Origin of the sequence: Roseisalinus antarcticus (genome assembly GCF_900172355.1) — a bacterium.
GTDB classification, from domain to species: Bacteria; Pseudomonadota; Alphaproteobacteria; order Rhodobacterales; family Rhodobacteraceae; genus Oceanicola; species Oceanicola antarcticus_A.
In genome coordinates this window covers 1-16624 of record NZ_FWFZ01000033.1, presented here as the reverse complement: position 1 = coordinate 16624, position 16624 = coordinate 1, and the positions used below count along the sequence as shown (strand labels likewise).

19 protein-coding genes and 1 pseudogene are annotated in these 16624 nt (G+C 66.0%); 10 read left to right on the top strand and 10 right to left on the bottom strand.

Going from position 1 to position 16624, the window contains the following annotated elements:
• Positions 1 to 100: 100 nt before the first annotated feature.
• From ROA7023_RS19170 to ROA7023_RS24555, 3 genes are all read right to left on the bottom strand, one after another.
• The gene (locus tag ROA7023_RS19170; RefSeq protein WP_085880620.1) at positions 101 to 511 is read right to left on the bottom strand and encodes a hypothetical protein; all 411 of its coding nucleotides are present in this window, start codon (positions 509 to 511) and stop codon (positions 101 to 103) included.
• 163 nt (positions 512 to 674) lie between these two features.
• Positions 675 to 827 carry a hypothetical protein gene (locus ROA7023_RS24560; protein ID WP_159458596.1) on the bottom strand — a complete coding sequence of 51 codons (153 nt, stop codon included), beginning with the start codon at positions 825 to 827 and terminating at the stop codon, positions 675 to 677.
• Positions 828 to 977: 150 nt separating this feature from the next.
• Positions 978 to 1115, bottom strand: a complete 138-nt coding sequence (locus ROA7023_RS24555) for a hypothetical protein (protein ID WP_159458595.1) — start codon at positions 1113 to 1115, stop codon at positions 978 to 980.
• Positions 1116 to 1157: 42 nt separating this feature from the next.
• Here ROA7023_RS24555 and ROA7023_RS19165 point away from each other — a divergent pair, with 42 nt between their 5' ends.
• Together ROA7023_RS19165 and ROA7023_RS19160 are read left to right on the top strand one after the other, a co-directional pair.
• Positions 1158 to 1409, top strand: coding sequence for a hypothetical protein (locus ROA7023_RS19165; protein ID WP_143535654.1), 252 nt, complete (start codon positions 1158 to 1160; stop codon positions 1407 to 1409).
• Complete coding sequence (locus ROA7023_RS19160; RefSeq protein WP_085880618.1) at positions 1406 to 2479, top strand: endonuclease/exonuclease/phosphatase family protein; 1074 nt, start codon at positions 1406 to 1408, stop codon at positions 2477 to 2479. Before ROA7023_RS19165 ends, ROA7023_RS19160 begins: the two co-directional genes overlap by 4 nt.
• A gap of 164 nt (positions 2480 to 2643) precedes the next feature.
• Here the strand turns inward: ROA7023_RS19160 and ROA7023_RS19155 are convergent, their stop codons facing one another.
• From ROA7023_RS19155 to ROA7023_RS19140, 4 genes are all read right to left on the bottom strand, one after another.
• The gene (locus ROA7023_RS19155; RefSeq protein WP_085880617.1) at positions 2644 to 3582 is read right to left on the bottom strand and encodes a hypothetical protein; all 939 of its coding nucleotides are present in this window, start codon (positions 3580 to 3582) and stop codon (positions 2644 to 2646) included.
• A complete protein-coding gene (locus ROA7023_RS19150) occupies positions 3579 to 4634 on the bottom strand; it encodes a phosphodiester glycosidase family protein (RefSeq protein WP_159458594.1) in 1056 nt (351 codons plus the stop codon). The genes ROA7023_RS19155 and ROA7023_RS19150 overlap by 4 nt, the downstream gene beginning before the upstream one ends.
• 197 nt (positions 4635 to 4831) lie before the next feature.
• The gene (locus ROA7023_RS19145; protein ID WP_085880615.1) at positions 4832 to 5929 is read right to left on the bottom strand and encodes an ABC transporter ATP-binding protein; all 1098 of its coding nucleotides are present in this window, start codon (positions 5927 to 5929) and stop codon (positions 4832 to 4834) included.
• Positions 5930 to 5941: 12 nt separating this feature from the next.
• Positions 5942 to 6871, bottom strand: a complete 930-nt coding sequence (locus tag ROA7023_RS19140; protein ID WP_306372506.1) for a CehA/McbA family metallohydrolase — start codon at positions 6869 to 6871, stop codon at positions 5942 to 5944.
• A 134-nt stretch (positions 6872 to 7005) separates the two neighbouring features.
• Between ROA7023_RS19140 and ROA7023_RS19135 the strand changes: the two genes are divergently transcribed.
• The 3 genes from ROA7023_RS19135 (at position 7006) to ROA7023_RS19125 (ending at position 10074) form a co-directional block, all read left to right on the top strand.
• The gene (locus ROA7023_RS19135) at positions 7006 to 8280 is read left to right on the top strand and encodes an ABC transporter substrate-binding protein (RefSeq protein WP_159458593.1); all 1275 of its coding nucleotides are present in this window, start codon (positions 7006 to 7008) and stop codon (positions 8278 to 8280) included.
• A gap of 119 nt (positions 8281 to 8399) precedes the next feature.
• On the top strand, positions 8400 to 9230 hold the full coding sequence (locus ROA7023_RS19130) for a carbohydrate ABC transporter permease (RefSeq protein WP_159458592.1): 831 nt from the start codon (positions 8400 to 8402) through the stop codon (positions 9228 to 9230).
• Complete coding sequence (locus ROA7023_RS19125; protein WP_085880612.1) at positions 9223 to 10074, top strand: carbohydrate ABC transporter permease; 852 nt, start codon at positions 9223 to 9225, stop codon at positions 10072 to 10074. Before ROA7023_RS19130 ends, ROA7023_RS19125 begins: the two co-directional genes overlap by 8 nt.
• Positions 10075 to 10101: 27 nt before the next feature.
• Here ROA7023_RS19125 and ROA7023_RS25505 read toward each other — a convergent pair whose 3' ends face one another.
• Together ROA7023_RS25505 and ROA7023_RS19120 are read right to left on the bottom strand one after the other, a co-directional pair.
• Positions 10102 to 10224, bottom strand: coding sequence for a hypothetical protein (locus tag ROA7023_RS25505; protein WP_268808020.1), 123 nt, complete (start codon positions 10222 to 10224; stop codon positions 10102 to 10104).
• 3 nt (positions 10225 to 10227) lie between these two features.
• Positions 10228 to 10995 (bottom strand): DeoR/GlpR family DNA-binding transcription regulator, encoded by a 768-nt coding sequence (locus ROA7023_RS19120; protein ID WP_085880611.1) that lies wholly within the window; start codon positions 10993 to 10995, stop codon positions 10228 to 10230.
• Between the two features lie 60 nt (positions 10996 to 11055).
• Between ROA7023_RS19120 and ROA7023_RS19115 the strand changes: the two genes are divergently transcribed.
• The 5 genes from ROA7023_RS19115 to ROA7023_RS19095 all read left to right on the top strand — a co-directional run bounded on the left by ROA7023_RS19115 (position 11056) and on the right by ROA7023_RS19095 (position 15830).
• On the top strand, positions 11056 to 11727 hold the full coding sequence (locus ROA7023_RS19115) for a TIGR00725 family protein (RefSeq protein ID WP_085880610.1): 672 nt from the start codon (positions 11056 to 11058) through the stop codon (positions 11725 to 11727).
• Positions 11724 to 12806: an ABC transporter ATP-binding protein gene (locus ROA7023_RS19110; protein WP_085880609.1), complete on the top strand. Its 1083-nt coding sequence runs from the start codon at positions 11724 to 11726 to the stop codon at positions 12804 to 12806. Before ROA7023_RS19115 ends, ROA7023_RS19110 begins: the two co-directional genes overlap by 4 nt.
• Positions 12803 to 13690 carry a carbohydrate ABC transporter permease gene (locus ROA7023_RS19105; protein WP_085880608.1) on the top strand — a complete coding sequence of 296 codons (888 nt, stop codon included), beginning with the start codon at positions 12803 to 12805 and terminating at the stop codon, positions 13688 to 13690. The genes ROA7023_RS19110 and ROA7023_RS19105 overlap by 4 nt, the downstream gene beginning before the upstream one ends.
• Positions 13687 to 14505, top strand: coding sequence for a carbohydrate ABC transporter permease (locus ROA7023_RS19100; protein ID WP_085880607.1), 819 nt, complete (start codon positions 13687 to 13689; stop codon positions 14503 to 14505). The genes ROA7023_RS19105 and ROA7023_RS19100 overlap by 4 nt, the downstream gene beginning before the upstream one ends.
• A gap of 77 nt (positions 14506 to 14582) precedes the next feature.
• On the top strand, positions 14583 to 15830 hold the full coding sequence (locus ROA7023_RS19095) for an extracellular solute-binding protein (protein WP_159458591.1): 1248 nt from the start codon (positions 14583 to 14585) through the stop codon (positions 15828 to 15830).
• A gap of 267 nt (positions 15831 to 16097) precedes the next feature.
• Here the strand turns inward: ROA7023_RS19095 and ROA7023_RS19090 are convergent.
• Positions 16098 to 16624: pseudogene (locus ROA7023_RS19090) on the bottom strand (DNA methylase); the annotation flags it as partial.

The window sequence follows — 16624 nt, the reverse complement described above, 5'->3', positions numbered from 1 at the left end:
TGCGCAGTCAGGCACGCCCGAAAGCGCGGATGGTCGTCGGGATGAGAGGTGTCAGCGGTGGCCTTCCGGGACCGGGGGCGATCAGCTGTTGCGGGCCATGTCAGCTGGTGCGGGCACCGATGATGTAGCGGAACCAGGTGTTGATGACGCTCGCGGCCCCGTTCGAGATGAGGGGCGTGGTCGCGTATCCCCAGGCGGCGATGGCCACCGTGGTGGGAACGCTTGCCAGCCCGACCTGGAACAGGTTGCCGTCGATGGACGCGGCGCCGGGCAGTTGAAGGCCGCCGTTCAGCTGGGTGATGCCCGCCCCGGTATTGGTCTCGAAGACCATCCAGTTCCAGCCGAAGTCCGCCACTAACTCGGTCTGGAAGGAGGAACGCCCGCGGATCCGGGGCTTGCCACCGGCCGTCGGGCCACCGAGCTCGATGCCCATCCGGGTGCCCGTGAAGTCGCCGAAGATGTTGCCGGCCCCTTCGCCGGCCGGAGTGATCCATCTCGACGAGGCTGGCACCGTCCGCGCTTCTGACGATGACGTCGGAGATGGTGGACGCCGCGAGTGCCGCGGCGTTGATGTACGCCGTCATTCGCGCGGCCAGCGCCTGCAGACCGCTGTCGATCAGCCGCAGCTCCGCGGTGGACCAGCGCACGAGATAGCGGACCCCGGCCCGAAGCGGTCACGCCAGATCGGCGCCGCCTTCGCGCCTGATGTTTACAGTCTGTGTCCCGGTTCCGGTGACGCTCAGGGCCAGGCTGGGGGTCAGCGTCGTGTCCACGTGCGGCAGCAGGACCATCGTCTGGCCCGCGACCCGGAAGGCCTGGACGGTCATGGTGAGCGCCGACGCGGTGCCGTTCGTCGCCGCGTCGTAATCCTTGAGGCCCTGTGCTGCGGCGGCAAAGTAGTCGGCATTCTGATCGGCCGCGGTGCCGATCGGCAGGGTGATGACGTGGGCCTGGCTCCCCGACCAGCGGCAGAGGTTTTAGTTGCCCGCCTTGAGGCCCCGGCGCAGGGTCGTGCCGGTGATCATCAGGGCGGTGAGGGCCACGCTGGCGGACCCGTCCGTCACGGTGATGACGAGGGACGCGCCGGCGTCGGCGGTCGGGGTGATGCGCGCCACGGTGACCCTGTGCGGGTCGCCGCCTCGTCAGGGCTGGACGAGTTGTGCATCGATCTGGCTGTCTGGCACCCGGACGACGCGTGTCGGCTGCACGCGGCAGGAGTGGTGAACCGCTGTCATGCCTATGCGCCCGCAACGATCGACAAGATGATCCGCGCAAGGCTCGATCCGCGTCCTGCCTTGCGCGATGCACTGGCCGCAGGGCTGATCGACACGCTATCGGGCGATGATGTCGGCTGGATCGCGGCGTTGGCCACCGAGGCGGGTGTTGGCCCGGCAGGGCTGGTCGCATGACCGGCTGGATCCGCCGACTGGCGCCCTCGACGGTGACGGCGCTGAGCGAGGTGCCCGCCGCCACGCGCACCGCCCTGCGCGACGGCCCCGAAGAAGCGGACAGCTTTCGCGCCGCCCATGACGGCCTGCCCGCACTTGGCCAGATCGAGGTCGGGCCGCCGACGCACGTCGTCTCTAGCGCGAGAAGCACGCTGCGCGTGGTCGCCTGGAACGTCGCGCGGCTGCGCCATCTGCCGGCCACGGCCGATCTGTTGGTACGCGAGGCTGCGGATGTCTGCGTTCTTACCGAGATCGACAAGGGTATGGCGCGCACCGGCAACACCCATCGCACCGCCGAATTGTCCGCCACAATTGGCCAGCACTTTGCCTATGCCGCCGAGTTCGTCGAGCTTGACCTTGGCACCGAGGGCGAGCGCGCCGCCCATGCCGGTGCGGTCAACGCGCTTGGTTTTCACGGCAATGCGGTGCTGTCGCGCTGCGCCCTGCAGCGCCCGGTCCTGTTCCGGCTCGAGGCCGAGGGCAAGTGGTTCGGCCGGGGACTGGGTGAGCCGCGGGTGAGCGGACGCATCGCCATCGGAGGGCAGGTGACGCTGGATGGGGTCGCCGTTACCGTTGTGGGCCTGCATCTCGAAAGCCATTCCGACCCGGCGCATCGCGCGGGCCAGGCGGCGCGGTTGTTGGAGTTGATCGCACAATACGACCCTGTGGCACCAGTGCTGCTCGGCGGCGATTTCAACACCTCGACCCGGTCAGGGGGTGAAAGGATGGAGGGCCTTCCCGAAGATCTGGTGCGCCGGTGTGTAGTGGTGCCCCATGAACCGTTGTTCACGGTGATGGCGGCGCATGGTTTCGACTGTGAGGCCTGCAACCTGCCACTGGTGCCGACGCTGCGGTTCGCCGACCCGGCGGCAGAGGCCGGACGCGGCTGGTTTCCGGGCAAGATCGACTGGATCTTTACCCTTGGCCTCGTCGCATCGGACCCCGCGGTGATTCCGGCGATAGGGCCGGACGGCGCAATCCTGTCCGATCATGACGCAGTTGCCGTGACCGTAACGCTGCCACGCGACTGAGGTTACCGGGACTCGCCGACGGCAAGGGCGACCATGAAGGATTTGGTCTCGGGTCCGCGATCCCTACCTTTTACAAGGAAACGGCCTTGAGGCTTTCTTTTACAAGGAAACGGCCTTGGGGCTTTGGCTTGCGCCATTCTGCAGATCGACACCCGTCCGACCGGTCAAACGCGCCTGATCAGGACAATCCCCATGTCATCATGCCGACCGCAGGCTTGAGGGCCTTTGACGCATCGGTACTTGCCGATGCGCCGTGGGTCTTCCGCATGGGTCGCATCTGCGGCGGTCAGCCAGCTTTCGATGGTTTGTCCGCCGGGCGACAGCCAGCCGTCCGTCCAGAGGGCCAGAGCCTGAGCCTCTGTGTCCGGCGACAGGACCTGCCAGCAGAAATCATGCCCCATGTCGCCCACGCCGTCGGCCACGCCGAAAGCCAGTGCATCTCCAGGTCGGGCTGCGCGCATACCGGCAAGCCCGGTGGACAGGGCTCCGCGCGCGAAAACAGGGTCGGCAAACGCAATTCCGTCTGCCGCTTTTCGGGCCGCGGGATCGGCCTGTGCCCAGCCCCCGACAAGCGCAGCGCGAATTGCCGCCTCGGGGCGGGCCGCATCAGCCGCAATCATCGCGGCCCGCCAGGCGGCAAAGACGGCCTCGGCGGGGTGGTCGCGCAGTACCGGCTGCGCATCGTCGATCCGCAATGCGCAATCGCCCACGCCGACGCCGCGCCAGAACCCGCCGCGCCGCGAAGCGACTGCGAACGCCGCGCGGAATCGGCGGGCCGGATCGAGCACCACATCCGACAGACCGAACCGGGCATAGAGCGCCGCGATGGCGCCGTCCGCCAGCGCAAGGGCATCGGCTGCGGTGGCGAACGTGTCCGTACCGCCTTGGCGGCATGCAGACCACGCCTGTGTAAAGACCGCAGCGATGGCCTCGGCGGCCAATGCGCCCCCGGTTCGCCCGCCGTAGCGTTCGCCGGAGATATCCGTTGCCCCGTCGATCACAGCCGCGAAATCGGGGGGCAGGACCAACACCCGGTCTTCACAGGCTTGCGGCGCCGCGTCGTTCTTGGCCAAGGTCAGGCTCTCGAAAATCCACCCCGTCACGACAACACCAGCCCCAGCGGCAAGGGTCGGTCGAACTGGGCCGGGCTGTCCGGCATGCCGTGATGGACATCGCGCGGCGCAATCAGCGCACCCCCGCCTTCGCAGAACACCTGCGTCGAGCCACCGCCGTCGAGATGCATTGCCTGCACGGCGCCTTCCTCGATCATCAGATGTGCCAGATCGTGCAGCGTCGCCCCCTTGGCAAGTCCATCGCGGAAAAAAGACGAGGTGCCCTCGACGGCGCAGAAGAAAAGCTGTCCGTTCCCGGTGATCCCGGCCGACAGGCGGGCGGCACGGGTGCCGTGCCAGTCCGCTGCCCAGGCATGAGGCGAAACAGGCACGGTGTCGGGTCGCGGTGCTTCGGCCGACATCAGTTCTTCGGCAAAGACATCTCGCTTGGCTTCCGTCGTCTCGCCAGACTCCACGATGACAGGGCCCGACTGTACGCCCTGCAGCACGCCCGGCAAGGTGTAGTGCAAAGGGCCGGACGCCACTGCGTCGGCGTCGGCCCTGTTGGCGCAGCGCAACACGCAGCCTGCCCTTGGGATGGACAGTCCCCCGTGTTCCGACAAGGCGACGGCATGGCGTCCGACAAAGGCGACGTCCCACAGCCCCTTGCCGGGCGGTGTCGTGCCTCCGGTCGACCCGTGGAACAGGGCAAAGGCGGTTCCGGGACCGGTCTGATCGGGCAAGCCGAACAAGTGCGGCGTGAACTCCTTCCCCTCGGCGGAACACACCGCGATATCGGCAAAGCCGATGCGCCGGATCTCGGGGCCGGCATCCGACATCAACAGGCAGGCGCGGCGGACTTGGGGTGGGGTTTCGATCACGCCGTCGGCCTGCGTCAGGCCGACCGGGTCGCCATAGGCGTCGAAAGGCGCGCTGACCTCGGTCGGCAGGAACAGGAAATAGTTGGCGTTGATCAGGATCTCGCCCGGCGCCAGCCCTGCTGCCACCGTCCGCAACAGCCGCAGGGGCGCGCAGGCCACCCCGGAACGCGCATCGGCGCGGGCGGCGATCCGCAGGCTGCCGTCGATCTCGCGCGGGGTCATGCGCCGTGCCGCAGGCGGAACGGGCGCGACCGGCAGACCGAGCCGCGCACTGGCCAATGTCAGTGACAGCCGGGTCTCATCGGGCGGGGCGTCTCGTATGAAGCACGGCGATACGCGAATCATCTTCGGCGCAAGCCGCACCACTTGCGCCAGCATACCCGAGGCAAGCCGCCGTTCGAGAAACCGGACCTCGACCATTACGCGGCGGGGCGCGACGGGCGCGCCAGGGCCTGCCCGCTGGCTGCAAAGACATGCACCCGCTCCGGCTGCACCGCGAGCCTGAGGGCATCGTCCACAGCCAAACCGGTATCGCCTGCGACAACGGCTGACAGGACCGCGCCCCCATCGGCGCGCGCGTGCACGACCGTCTGAGGCCCGAGACGCTCCAGCACGCTCACCTGCACGGGAATGCCGCCCTGCGCTACAGGGGCAAGATCGTCGGGCCTGATCCCGACGGTGACGCCATCGCCCACCGACAGGCCGCAGCCCTCGACACTGGCCTCAACGCGCAGGCCCTCGCCGATCTCGGCCACTACGAGGGCCGCGTCGGCAGCGATCACGCGACCTGGCAACAGGTTCATCTGCGGCTGACCGATGAAGCCCGCGACAAAGCGCGTGGCCGGCCGGTGATACAGTTCCATCGGCGCGCCGACCTGTTCCAGGCATCCGCCATTCAGCACGACGATACGCTCGGCCATGGTCATCGCCTCGACCTGGTCATGGGTGACATAGACCATCGTGGTGCCCAGCATGCGGTGCAGTTCGGCCAGTTCCACCCGCATCTGGCCACGCAGCGCGGCATCGAGGTTCGACAGCGGCTCGTCGAACAGGAACACCGACGGGTCGCGCACGATGGCGCGCCCGATGGCGACGCGCTGGCGCTGGCCGCCCGACAGTTGCGCAGGCTTGCGGTCGAGCAGATCGCCGATGCGCAGAATCTCGGCCGCACGGTCGATCGCGGCCGCAATCGCGGCCCGCCCCATGCGCAGGGATCGCAGCGGAAAGGCCATGTTGTCGCGCACGCTCATGTGCGGATAGAGCGAATAGTTCTGGAACACCATGGCGATGCGGCGCTCCGCAGGTTCCATCCCGGTCACGTCGCGCCCGCCGATGTGCACCCTGCCAGAGCTGGGAGCGTCAAGCCCCGCAAGGATCCGCAAGAGCGTGGATTTCCCGCAGCCCGACGGGCCGACGATCACGGTGAACGACCCGTCCGCGATGTCAAGGTCGATGCCGCGCAAGACCTCGGTGGCACCGAAGCGGCGGGTGATGTCGCTCAGGGAAACGTCAGCCATTGCCCGCTGCCCTTAATCCAGCCAGACCGGATTGGTCCAGGCGTGCCGCCCGTGCCGGTCGCGCAGGATGACGCGGAAATAGCCGCCTTGCATCTGCGGAAGTGGCAGGGTCACGCGGCTGGAGATCTCGGTGATCCGCGCATTGGCGCGGCGCGCGCGGCTGCCGACCAGGGCCGCGGTTACGACGGGCGAGCAGTCGATCACCAGAGCTTCCCCCTCGACGCAGATATCGTGGATCATCGGGCCCTGGCTGGCATAGAACTTTCCCGCGTGCAGGGCGGCCAGGATCGCCTCGACCGTCACGTCGTCGGCCTTGACCATGGTCCAGCCACCGGCGAAGCCTGCGCCCAGCCGGTGCATGTCGTCGGTGGCGATGGCCGTCAGGCGGCGCCCTTCGTTCAGCGCCATGTCGGCCAGATACCAGCCGTCGCCGCGCATCTGCCCGATTTCGGTGCCGTGGTTATAGACTTCGACTGCGTGGACCATGGGGAGGCTGCGCACGTCCTCGGGCTTCAGCGCGAACCAGCCGGGATGGGCGAAAGCGAGAAACGCCCCCGCGGCGACGGCGCGGGCGCAGATCGCTTCGGCGGTCTCGCCGTCGGACGGGGGCCCGAAGTCCCATGGCAGTCCAACGGCCACGATGTGCCAGATCTCGCCATTGGACAAACGGCCCTGATGCAGCTCGGCCCCCGCAAGAGTGACGAAATTGGGCGTGCGGCAAGCCCGCGTGTCGGTGACCGGATGCCCGTAGTCGGGCAGGAAATGGTCGGTCATGGCGACGAAATCATAACCTTCGCGCGCATACGCGGCGCAGGCCTCGGCCACAGGATGATCACCGTCCGATCGCGTGGAATGCATGTGCAGATTGCCGCGCCAGAACCGTCCCGGTGCCGCAAAAGGCAACTGCCGTTCGATCAGGTCCGCCATCATTGTCCCGCCCACCTGCTGTTCCGACCACCTGCTGTTTCGACCGGGGCGCGATGTCACAAAAGCATCACCCGCTGGCGTTACAGGTCCCACGGTAACGCCCGGCAGTCCATCCGGCGAATGATGAAGTTTTAATGACAGGATACCCCATGACCTTGATGAAATCCACGCTGTGCGCATCCGCACTTGTGTGCGTCGCAGGCGCTGTCGCCGCGCAGGACACGACGCTGACCTACATGCTCTGGTCGACCGAGCAGGTCGAGACCGAAGCGCCCGCCATCGCCGCTTTCGAGGCTGCGAACCCCGGCGTGACGGTCGAGGTTCAGGCGATGCCGCCCGCCGACTACTGGCCGCGCGTCTCGGCGCTGGCGGCATCCGGCGATCTGCCCGACGTGATGGCGATGTCATCGGGTTTCGTGCAGGAATGGGCCGAGGCGGACAACCTTCTCGACCTCACGCCGCTGATCGGCGAGGCTTCGCTCGAGGGATATTTCGAAAGTGCTGTCGAGATCGGCAAGATCGATGGCCAGCAAGTCGCCTTTCCGCAGAATTGGGTTGCTCCGGTGCTCTACTTCAATCGCAGCGCGTTCGATGCTGCGGGCGTCGACTACCCCTCCGCCGACTGGACCTGGGACGATTTCCGCGCTGCAGCCGAGGCCCTGACACTTGACGAGAACGGCGATGGCACGCCGGAGCAGTATGGCTACTGGGTCTATGGCCGCTACGCGCAGACCGACCCCTGGGTGTTCCGCAACGGCGGGCGCTACGTTACCGATGACGGTTCTGCGCTCGAGATCAACGAGCCGGCGGTGAACGCGCTGGCCTTCCTCGCGTCCATCGTCGACGACGGTTTTGCTCCCCGCCCGCAGGAGCTGGAAGGGATCCGCCAGCAAGACGTGTTCGGCATGGGCATGGCGGCGATGTGGGTGGACGGGTCGTGGAACATCGACAACACCCGCAATCTGGTCGGCGACAGTTTCGAATGGGGCATCGCGCAGGTGCCGATGGGGCCTGACGCCACGCCCGAGACCGCCGTCGCCTATGCCTGGGCCGACATGCTGGCGGTGACCACCGACAGCGAACAGACCGATCTGGCCTGGGCCCTCGTTCAGCACCTGACCGGGCCGACTCTGACTGCGGCCGATTTCACTGGCGGAAAGGTCCCGGCCTGGACTGCAACGGCGCAGTCCGAGGACTGGCTGGGCCGCGGTCAGCAGCCCGACAATATGGAACTGATCCTCGAGATCGGCACCCAGCCGCTCTACACCGGGTTCACCCGCGACTGGAGCGCGTGGCGTGGCTATGCCGCTGCCGGATCGGGCGGTCTGAATGGTGAGCTGGACGAGGTGTTCAACGGCCGCAAGCCGCTGGATGAGGCGCTCGCCGCCGCCACCGCCTACGGCAACGACGTCCTGTCGCGTTGAACGAGGCATCCACAGCGCGCGTGCCCCGGGACGGGGCGCGCGCGCAAATGCCTTCCACGCAAGGCTCACTGCGCCAACGTCGTTCCCGGTGGAAAGCTTGGGCACCGGCGATCGTCTTCTTGCTGCCCGCGATCGTCGGGCTTATGGTTTTCCGGCTGATCCCCATCGGTTGGTCCTTTGCCTTGTCCTTCACAAGCTGGCGGATCTTTGACGATATCGAATGGGTGGGGCTGTCGAACTATGCCCATATCCTGACCTCACCCGTTTCGCGAGAGGTTCTGGGCAACACGCTGTGGTTCACGGCGATGTACGTCCCGGGCGTGATGATTGTGTCCGTCACACTGGCGGTGCTGCTCAACAACTCCCTGCGCTCCTCAGCCTTCTTTCGTGGCGCGTTCTTCCTGCCCTACATCACCGCAACCGTCGCCGTCACACTTGCCTGGCGCTGGATATTCTCCACCCGGTTCGGGCTGCTCAATCACCTGCTCGGCGGTATCGGCCTCGATGGCGTGCCCTGGTTGGCCGACCCGGCATGGGCGCTGCCGGCCGTCGCCATCGTGTCGGTCTGGAAGGATGCGGGCTTTTACATGATCTTGCTGATCGCGGGCCTTCAGACCATCGATCCCGGCTACTACGAGGCCGCCCGTGTCGACGGCGCCCGCCCGTTCCGGCGGTTCTACGCCATCACCCTGCCGCTCTTGTCGCGCAGCCTGTTCTTCGTGCTGATCCTCGCGCTGGTGCGGTCCACCCAGACCTTCGAGATCACCTATGCCCTGACCAATGGCGGGCCGAACCGGGCGTCGACCACGCTCGCCTTCTACATCTACCAGAACGCCTTCGTGCATTTCGAATTGGGCTATGCCTCGGCGCTCGCTTATATTCTGTGCTTCGCGATCGGGCTGATCACGCTCCTGAACTTCTATCTGCGGCGGAGGTGGGTGCATGAATGACGTCGCACTCCGGCGCGCGCCCGCCCTTGTCGCGCTCTATGCCGTGCTGCTGGCCTATGCCGCCATCACGTTGATGCCCTTTGCGTGGATGCTGATCACCAGCTTCAAGGAAAGCCGCGACGTGTTCCGCCTTCCGCCCAGCTTCGTGCCGACCATGCTCCAAGGGCCCGAGCCATTCGGCAATTACACGCGAGTTCTGACGCAGCATGATTTCCTGCTCTATTTTCGCAATTCCTTCTTCGTCTCGACCACGGCGGCGCTCGGGCAAATGGCGACTTGCGCGCTGGCAGGCTATGCCTTCGCGAGGATGGAGCTGCCCGGCAAGAACGTGATCTTCGCCCTCATCCTCGCAACCGCTTTCGTGCCGACCGAGGTAACGATCATCCCCGAGTTCCTGCTGATGCGGGGCCTTGGCTGGGTCGATTCGTTCCTGCCGCTGATCGTGCCGTCCTTCCTTGTCGGCTCCTTCGGCACCTTCATGCTGCGCGAATACTTCGCCAGCCTGCCCGGCGAATACGGCGAGGCGGCGCGGATCGACGGCGCAGGACCGTTCCGCATCTTCTGGCGGGTCTACCTGCCGCTGGCTCGGCCGGCGCTGATCTCGATCTTCGTGATCGCGTTCATCAACAACTGGGACGAGCTGCTCCGCCCGCTGCTCTATCTCAATTCGCCCGAGCTGCGCACCGTGCCGCTGGGCCTGATGCGGTTCGTGGGCGAGTTCGAGTCGGAATGGACCTTGCTGATGGCGGGCTCGGTCGCCTCAACCTTGCCGTTGATCCTGATCTATGTGCTCGGGCAGAAATACGTCTTGCAGGGCTTCGCGGGCGGTGGCGTGAAAGGTTGAATGGCAACCGGCCTCGCCCACGTTGGGTCATACGCCTGTCGAGTCGAGCCGGTGAAAGACACCGCAGAACGACTTCCTGAAGTCCAGCAGAGCGATGGACACCGTATAGCCGGACCATTGGGAACGACCTTCGCGGTGCAGGCGCGCCATGGGTCACTCCTGCAACGGCGCCTGCACCAAGGCAAGGGAGGTCTCGGGGTGATCCTCTGTCACGACCGCACTGAAATCGCCGATATCGGCGATCTTTCCCAGCGCGGTGCGATCGAACTTGCTGCGGGTCGACAGCAACATGGATCGTGCCGAGGCAGCCATTGCTGCTCGTTTGACCGCGATCTTGGACAGGTCGAAATCCATCACCCGCCCCGTCTCGTCGATGGCTGAACAGGCGATCAGGGCGACGTCGAGATGGATGGAGGCCAGTTTCTGCACGGTATCCTCGCCCACCAGAGAGCCGTCTTTCCCGGCAAGTCGGCCACCCAGCACGTAGACTGCATGGCTGCGCGGGTCAAAGGCCATCGCCGCTCGCATCGAGGTGGTGAAGATGGTGAAGCCTTTGCGACGGGCCAGTTCTCGCGCGCAGGTCTCGATCGTCGTGCCGACATCGAGAAACAGCGCCGCGCCATCGGGGATCAGGGCGGCGGCCTTGCGCGCGACCTCAGTCTTGGCGGGCTTGCCCAATTCACGTTTGGCGGCGTAATCGAGGCGTGCGGCCTCCATCGCGTCGGCAGGTCCTGCGCCACCATGAAACCGCTGCAACTGACCGGCTTCCGAAAGGGCGATGATGTCGCGCCGGACGGTCTGCGCGGATACGCCAAACTCGGCCGCGAGGGCGTCGATAGTGACATAGCCGTTCGCCATCACCCGGTCAAGGATTGCGGACTGGCGCTGCGAAAGTGGCGGGGCCGAATGCTGCACCGTCATAAACCTGTGTCATGAAACTGCCAACTGTAAGGTATCTTACAGGCTTCCAGAGTTTTGGCAATGTCGCTCAGCTTCATCCTTCATACGGACGGCTCGGTCTTCATCAACGGCCAACGCCTTGATCCGAAGTCCTGGCATACCGCCCCTGCGGCGCAGGGCGCGAAGGCCGGTGGTCGTGACGTCAGCGCGCAAGAGGCCCTGGCGGCGCTGTCCCGGACGGTGCCGCTCCGGCATCTGGTCGTGGGCGTGATCGGCCCCCGCGAAGCGAGCGTAGCCGAAAGCTCCGCCGCAGAAGCCGTCGGCGCGGCGCTTGGTGCGCTCGGCCTCACCGTGATCTGCGGCGGCCGCTCAGGTGTCATGGAGGCGGTCAGCAAAGGTGTTTCCGCCGCAGGTGGGCTGGCCATCGGGATCCTGCCCGGCAGCACCCCGGACGAGGCGAACCGTTTTGTCGGCATCGCCTTGCCAACCGGCCTCGGGGAAGCACGGAACATGATCATCGCGAAATCCGCCCGGGTGCTGATCGCGGTTGGCGGTTCTTACGGGACACTGACCGAGGTGGCCTATGGCCTGCATTTCGGTAAGGCGGTCATCGGCCTCGAAGGCGCACCGGACGTCGAAGGCGTACAGCGTGCCAACAGCGTCGATGCCGCCATCGCCCTGGCTCTCGCTGCATTGGCGGCCGTCGCCGTGGCCGCCGGGCGAACGGATCCATGTGAAAGTTCTGCCACATGACCGGCAAGCCCGTTCTTTCCCTCGATCACGCCACCAAGCGCTTTGGTGACACGGTCGCGGTCGAGGATGTGTCGCTCGATCTGCGCGAGGGCGAGTTTGTTGCGCTGCTGGGCGCCTCGGGCTGTGGCAAATCCACAACGCTGCGCCTGCTGGCCGGGCTGGATCAGGTCAGCGCCGGGCGGGTCCTGCTCCGCGGGGCCGACGCGACGCGCGACACCGCCGCCGCCCGCAACGTCGCGCTCATGTTCCAATCCTATGCGCTTTATCCGCACCTGACGGTCTACCAGAACATCGCGATGCCGCTGCGCCTGCGCCGCCTGTCGGTCCTTGAGAGACTGCCGGGGGCGGCAATCCTGCGGGCGCCAGTGGGGCGCAAACTTGACGCGATCGACGCGCAGGTCCGCCGGATCGCCGAAATGCTCCGGCTGGATCCGCTGCTTGCGCGCAAGCCAGGTCAGTTGTCGGGAGGGCAGCAGCAAAGGGTTGCGCTAGCCCGCGCCCTCGTGCGGGATCCGTCAGCGTTCTTGCTCGACGAACCGCTGTCCAACCTCGACACCCAGCTGCGCGCCGACACCCGCGATGAAATCCGCGCGCTGCACAAGACCACCGGCTACCCTTTCCTGCTCGTCACTCATGATCAATCCGATGCGCTGTCGATGGCCGACCGGGTTGCCGTGATGATCGACGGACGGATCGTTCAGGTCGGATCGCCCGAAAGCGTGTTCAAGCGCCCGGGGTCGCGCGCCGTTGCCGCGTTCATCGGCCATAATCGCATGAACATGATCCCGTCCGGCCCCGCAGCGGCCGTGCACCCCATGGGCGCGAGGTTCGATCTGGGCATCCGGCCCGAGGATCTGCGGATCACGCCAGATGGCGCTCTCGACGCCTTCGTGGAAAGCGCCGCGTATCATGGCGAGGAAAGCATCCTGAGCCTGCGGGGGCCGGGCGACATCGTCCTGCGTGCCGTGCTGCGCGGCGCGGCTTCGGTGCCGGATCAGGGCAGTCGCATCCACCTGTCGGCGTCGCCTGAGGCCGTGCACGCCTTCGACATCGATGGGCAGAGAGTGGAGATCGCATGATGCTGCGCCGCGCCGTCATCGATCTTGTTCTCGTCGGGCCTGCGGCGCTGGCGCTGGTCGTGTTCATCTTCCTGCCGGTGGCTGTCGTCGTCGTCCTGTCCTTCACGGACTACCAGTTCGGAGCCACAAGGTTCGAATGGGTCGGGCTCGGCAACTACGCGGATCTGTTCGGATCGCGACTGGGCCGCAACGCGCTCATCAACACGCTGGTTTATGCCGCCATCGTCATCCCGGCCTCGGTGGGCCTCGGGCTTCTCGTGGCGCTGGGCCTGCACGGGATTGCCCACACGGTGCCGCGCGTCTCTGCGGTGCTGCGCGCTGTTTATTTCCTGCCCGTAGCTGCGACCCTCGTGGCGATGGCCGTGGCCTGGCAGATGCTGCTGCATCCTTCGCTGGGGCTCGTGAACCAGTGGCTGGCCGGTCTTGGCCTGCCGTCCCGGCAATGGCTGAGCGACCGGGGCCTCGTGCTCTACACGCTTGCGGCCATCGGTGTCTGGCAAAGCGTCGGCTACAACATGGTGCTGTTTCTCGCCGGTCTCGCCGCGATCCCGCCCACGCTCTATGACGCTGCGGCGGTCGACGGGGCGGAAGGCGGCTGGAGCCGGTTCTGGGTCGTGACCTGGCCGATGCTCGGGCCGACGACGCTGTTCGTGATGATCGTGACCGCCGCGAATGCATTCCGGGTGTTCGAGACCGTGGCGACCATGACGCAGGGCGGGCCGGCCTTCGCCTCCGACACCATCGTCTACGCGCTTTACCGGGAGGGGTTCGTCTACTTCAAGGCCGGCTACGCCAGCGCTATCACCGTCGTGTTCTTTGCGGCGCTCTTGCTTCTGACCGCGATCCAGATCGCGGTGGTCGAACGTCGGGTGCATTACAGATGAGACCGGCGACGATCCTCTCCCTCGGCCTGATCAGTCTGGGCGCGGTCATTGTGATGCTGCCCTTTGTCTGGATGGTGTCGGTCTCGCTCAAGCCACGCGAAGAAATCTTCACACCCGATGTTTTCTTGCTGCCGCGCCAGCCGACATTGTCGAACTATTGGACCGTTCTGACCGAAACTGACATTACCTTCTACCTTCTGAATGGCGCGATCGTGACCCTCGGCATTCTCGTGCTGCAAATCGCGATCTCGGTGCCTTGCGCCTTTGCGCTGGCACATCGTCGTTTTGCCGGACGGGGGCTGCTGTTCGGGGCCATCGTGGCGGCACTGCTGGTGCCGTTTCATGTCACGGCGATCCCGATCTTTCTGGGGTTCAGCCAGATCGGCATCCTCAACACCTATACGGCGCTGATCGTACCGTTTGTCGCCACGGCCTTTGGCCTGTTCCTGTTGCGACAGGCCTTTGCGCAGATCCCGGCCGAGCTGATCGACGCCGCGCGCATCGATGGCATGTCGGAGATGGGCATCGCATGGCGCGTGGCCTTTCCCCTCGGCATGCCCACCGTCATCGCCTTTGCAATCTTTTCGGTCACCGCGCACTGGAACGATCTGTTCTGGCCGCTGATCGCGACCACCGACCCGGGCCTTGCCACGCCTCCGCGCGGCATCCTGTATTTCCGCGACCAGGAAAGCGGCGATGACATCGGTCCGCTGATGGCGGGCGCGACCCTCGTGACCGCCCCGCTGATCCTGGCCTTCCTGCTGGCGCAGCGCCGCTTCACCCAAGGCCTCGCCGGGGCGGGGATCAAGAGATGAGGACCGAGCAGCAAGCCAAGGCCGAATGGCCGGAAATCCGTTCAGACAACGCCACACTCAACCCCCGAGGAAAGACCATGAAGAACATCCTGCTGTCCGCCGGTCTGGCCATTGCCGCAACTGCGGCGACCGCCCAGACCGAAATCCGCGTCCACTACGCCATTCCCACGATCTGGGCCGACACCCAGACCGCGCTGGCCGAGGCCTTCATGGCCGCCAATCCCGATATCACGGTGGTGATCGACGGACCGGCCGAAGGCTACGAGGAAGGCGTCCAGCGCCTCTTGCGCGAAGGCATCGCGGGTACTGCGCCCGATGTGGCCTACGTCGGCCTCAACCTCTGGCGCGTGCTGGAAGATCGTGGCGTGCTGCAACCGCTCGACCCGTTCCTGCCCGAAGATCCGGCCGCTGCGGGCTATACCCCGGCGCTCCTGTCGCTCGGCCGGTTCGAGGATACCCAGTGGGCGCTCGGCACCTCCGGCTCGACGCTGGTGATGTATGTGAACCCGATGCTCATCGAGCAGGCGGGCGGGTCGGTGGAGGACTTTCCGACGACCTTCGACGGCGTGATCGAGCTTGCCGCCGCGATCAACGCGCTGAGCGACACCACCGAAGGCGTCTGGATCGCCCGCCATGACTGGCGCTTCCAGTCGCTGCTCGGGTCTCACGGCGGCCGCCCGATGACGCCGGACGAAAGTGACATTGCCTTCGACGACGCCGCGGGCTTTGCGGCGGGCGAAATCTACCAGCGTTTCGCGGCTGAGGCGGGCATGTCGTCCATGTCGGAAAACGATGCCCGGCAGGCCTTTCCGGCTGGCACGCTTGGCATCATGTTCGACAGCTCCGCCCTGCTGACCCGGTTCGAGGAAGGCGCGGGAGACGGGTTCGAGGTGATGGTGCGCCCGCTTCCGGTGGTCGCCGAGGACGCGTCGACAGTGTATTTCCCGACCGGCGGCTCGGCCATCGTGATGCTGTCCGATGACCCGGAGGTGCAGCACGCCGCTTGGGAGTACATGGCCTTCGTCACCGGCCCGGACGGGCAGCGCATCATCGTCGAGAACACCGGCTACGCGCCCGCGAACGCGCTGGTGCTGGAGGATGAGGCATATCTCGGCGCTTACTATGTGGCCAACGAGAATGCCCGCATCGCCCATGCACAGGTCGCCCGGTATGCCGGACCCTGGTATGCCTTTCCGGGTTCTGAAGGCGTCGCCGTGACCGACCTGATCGCGGCGGCCATGGTCGAGGTAACGGAGGGCGCCGACGTGGAGGCGACCATTTCAGATCTGGCCGATACCTTGCGCATGGAGCTTGGCATGAACTGAGCCAGATCCAGGGTCGCCGTGCGCCTGGCAGGGCGGCCCGTCTGGTCGAAGAATGTTGGCGAGGTTTTCGCTACCAGCCACGGATGCGGCCAAGAGAAAATACTCCGCCTCGGAATTGATCCGACCTATGAGCTCTCAGTGTTCCATCACAGTGACAGTTTGGGACAGGTGAGTTGTGCGCTCTGCCCTCGGCATCACGCTGAGACCGCATCGCAGATTGTGGCGCTTTGCCGTTTCAATACATGGCATCTTCGACAGGTGGCCTCGGGCTTGGCGACGTGAAGCGTGCCAGCAATACCAGTCGGCGTCCTCGGTGATCGCCTCGGCGACGGCGGCCGCTATGAACCCGTCGTAGAGTTCGGCCCCTTGGCTGCTGTCGTCCCAAGTGACGCCGTAGGACTGGCTCCAGTCCTTGTTCCGCGTCGGGTGGTTCGATCCGTCGTAGTCGACGAGATACGGAGGGTCGGTCGCAAACAGCACCGCGCGCTCGCCGTTCATCAGACGGCGGACATCTTCGTGGTTCGTGCTGTCCCCGCAGAGCAGCCGATGATCGCCGAGGATCCACAGGTCGCCTGTCCGCGAGGCCGGATTGCGCGGTGGCTCGGGGATGGTCAGCGGAGGCACGGAGCCCCCGGCGCTACCTTCTTCTCCGCCGCCCACGTCCGTATCGAAGGCCAGCAGCTTGTCCAACTCGCCGTCGGAAAAGCCCACCAGCGACAGGTCGAAATCCTCCGCCAGTAGCTCGTTCAGTTCCGCCGACAGCGCAGCCTCGTCCCACGTCCCGAGTTCGGTCA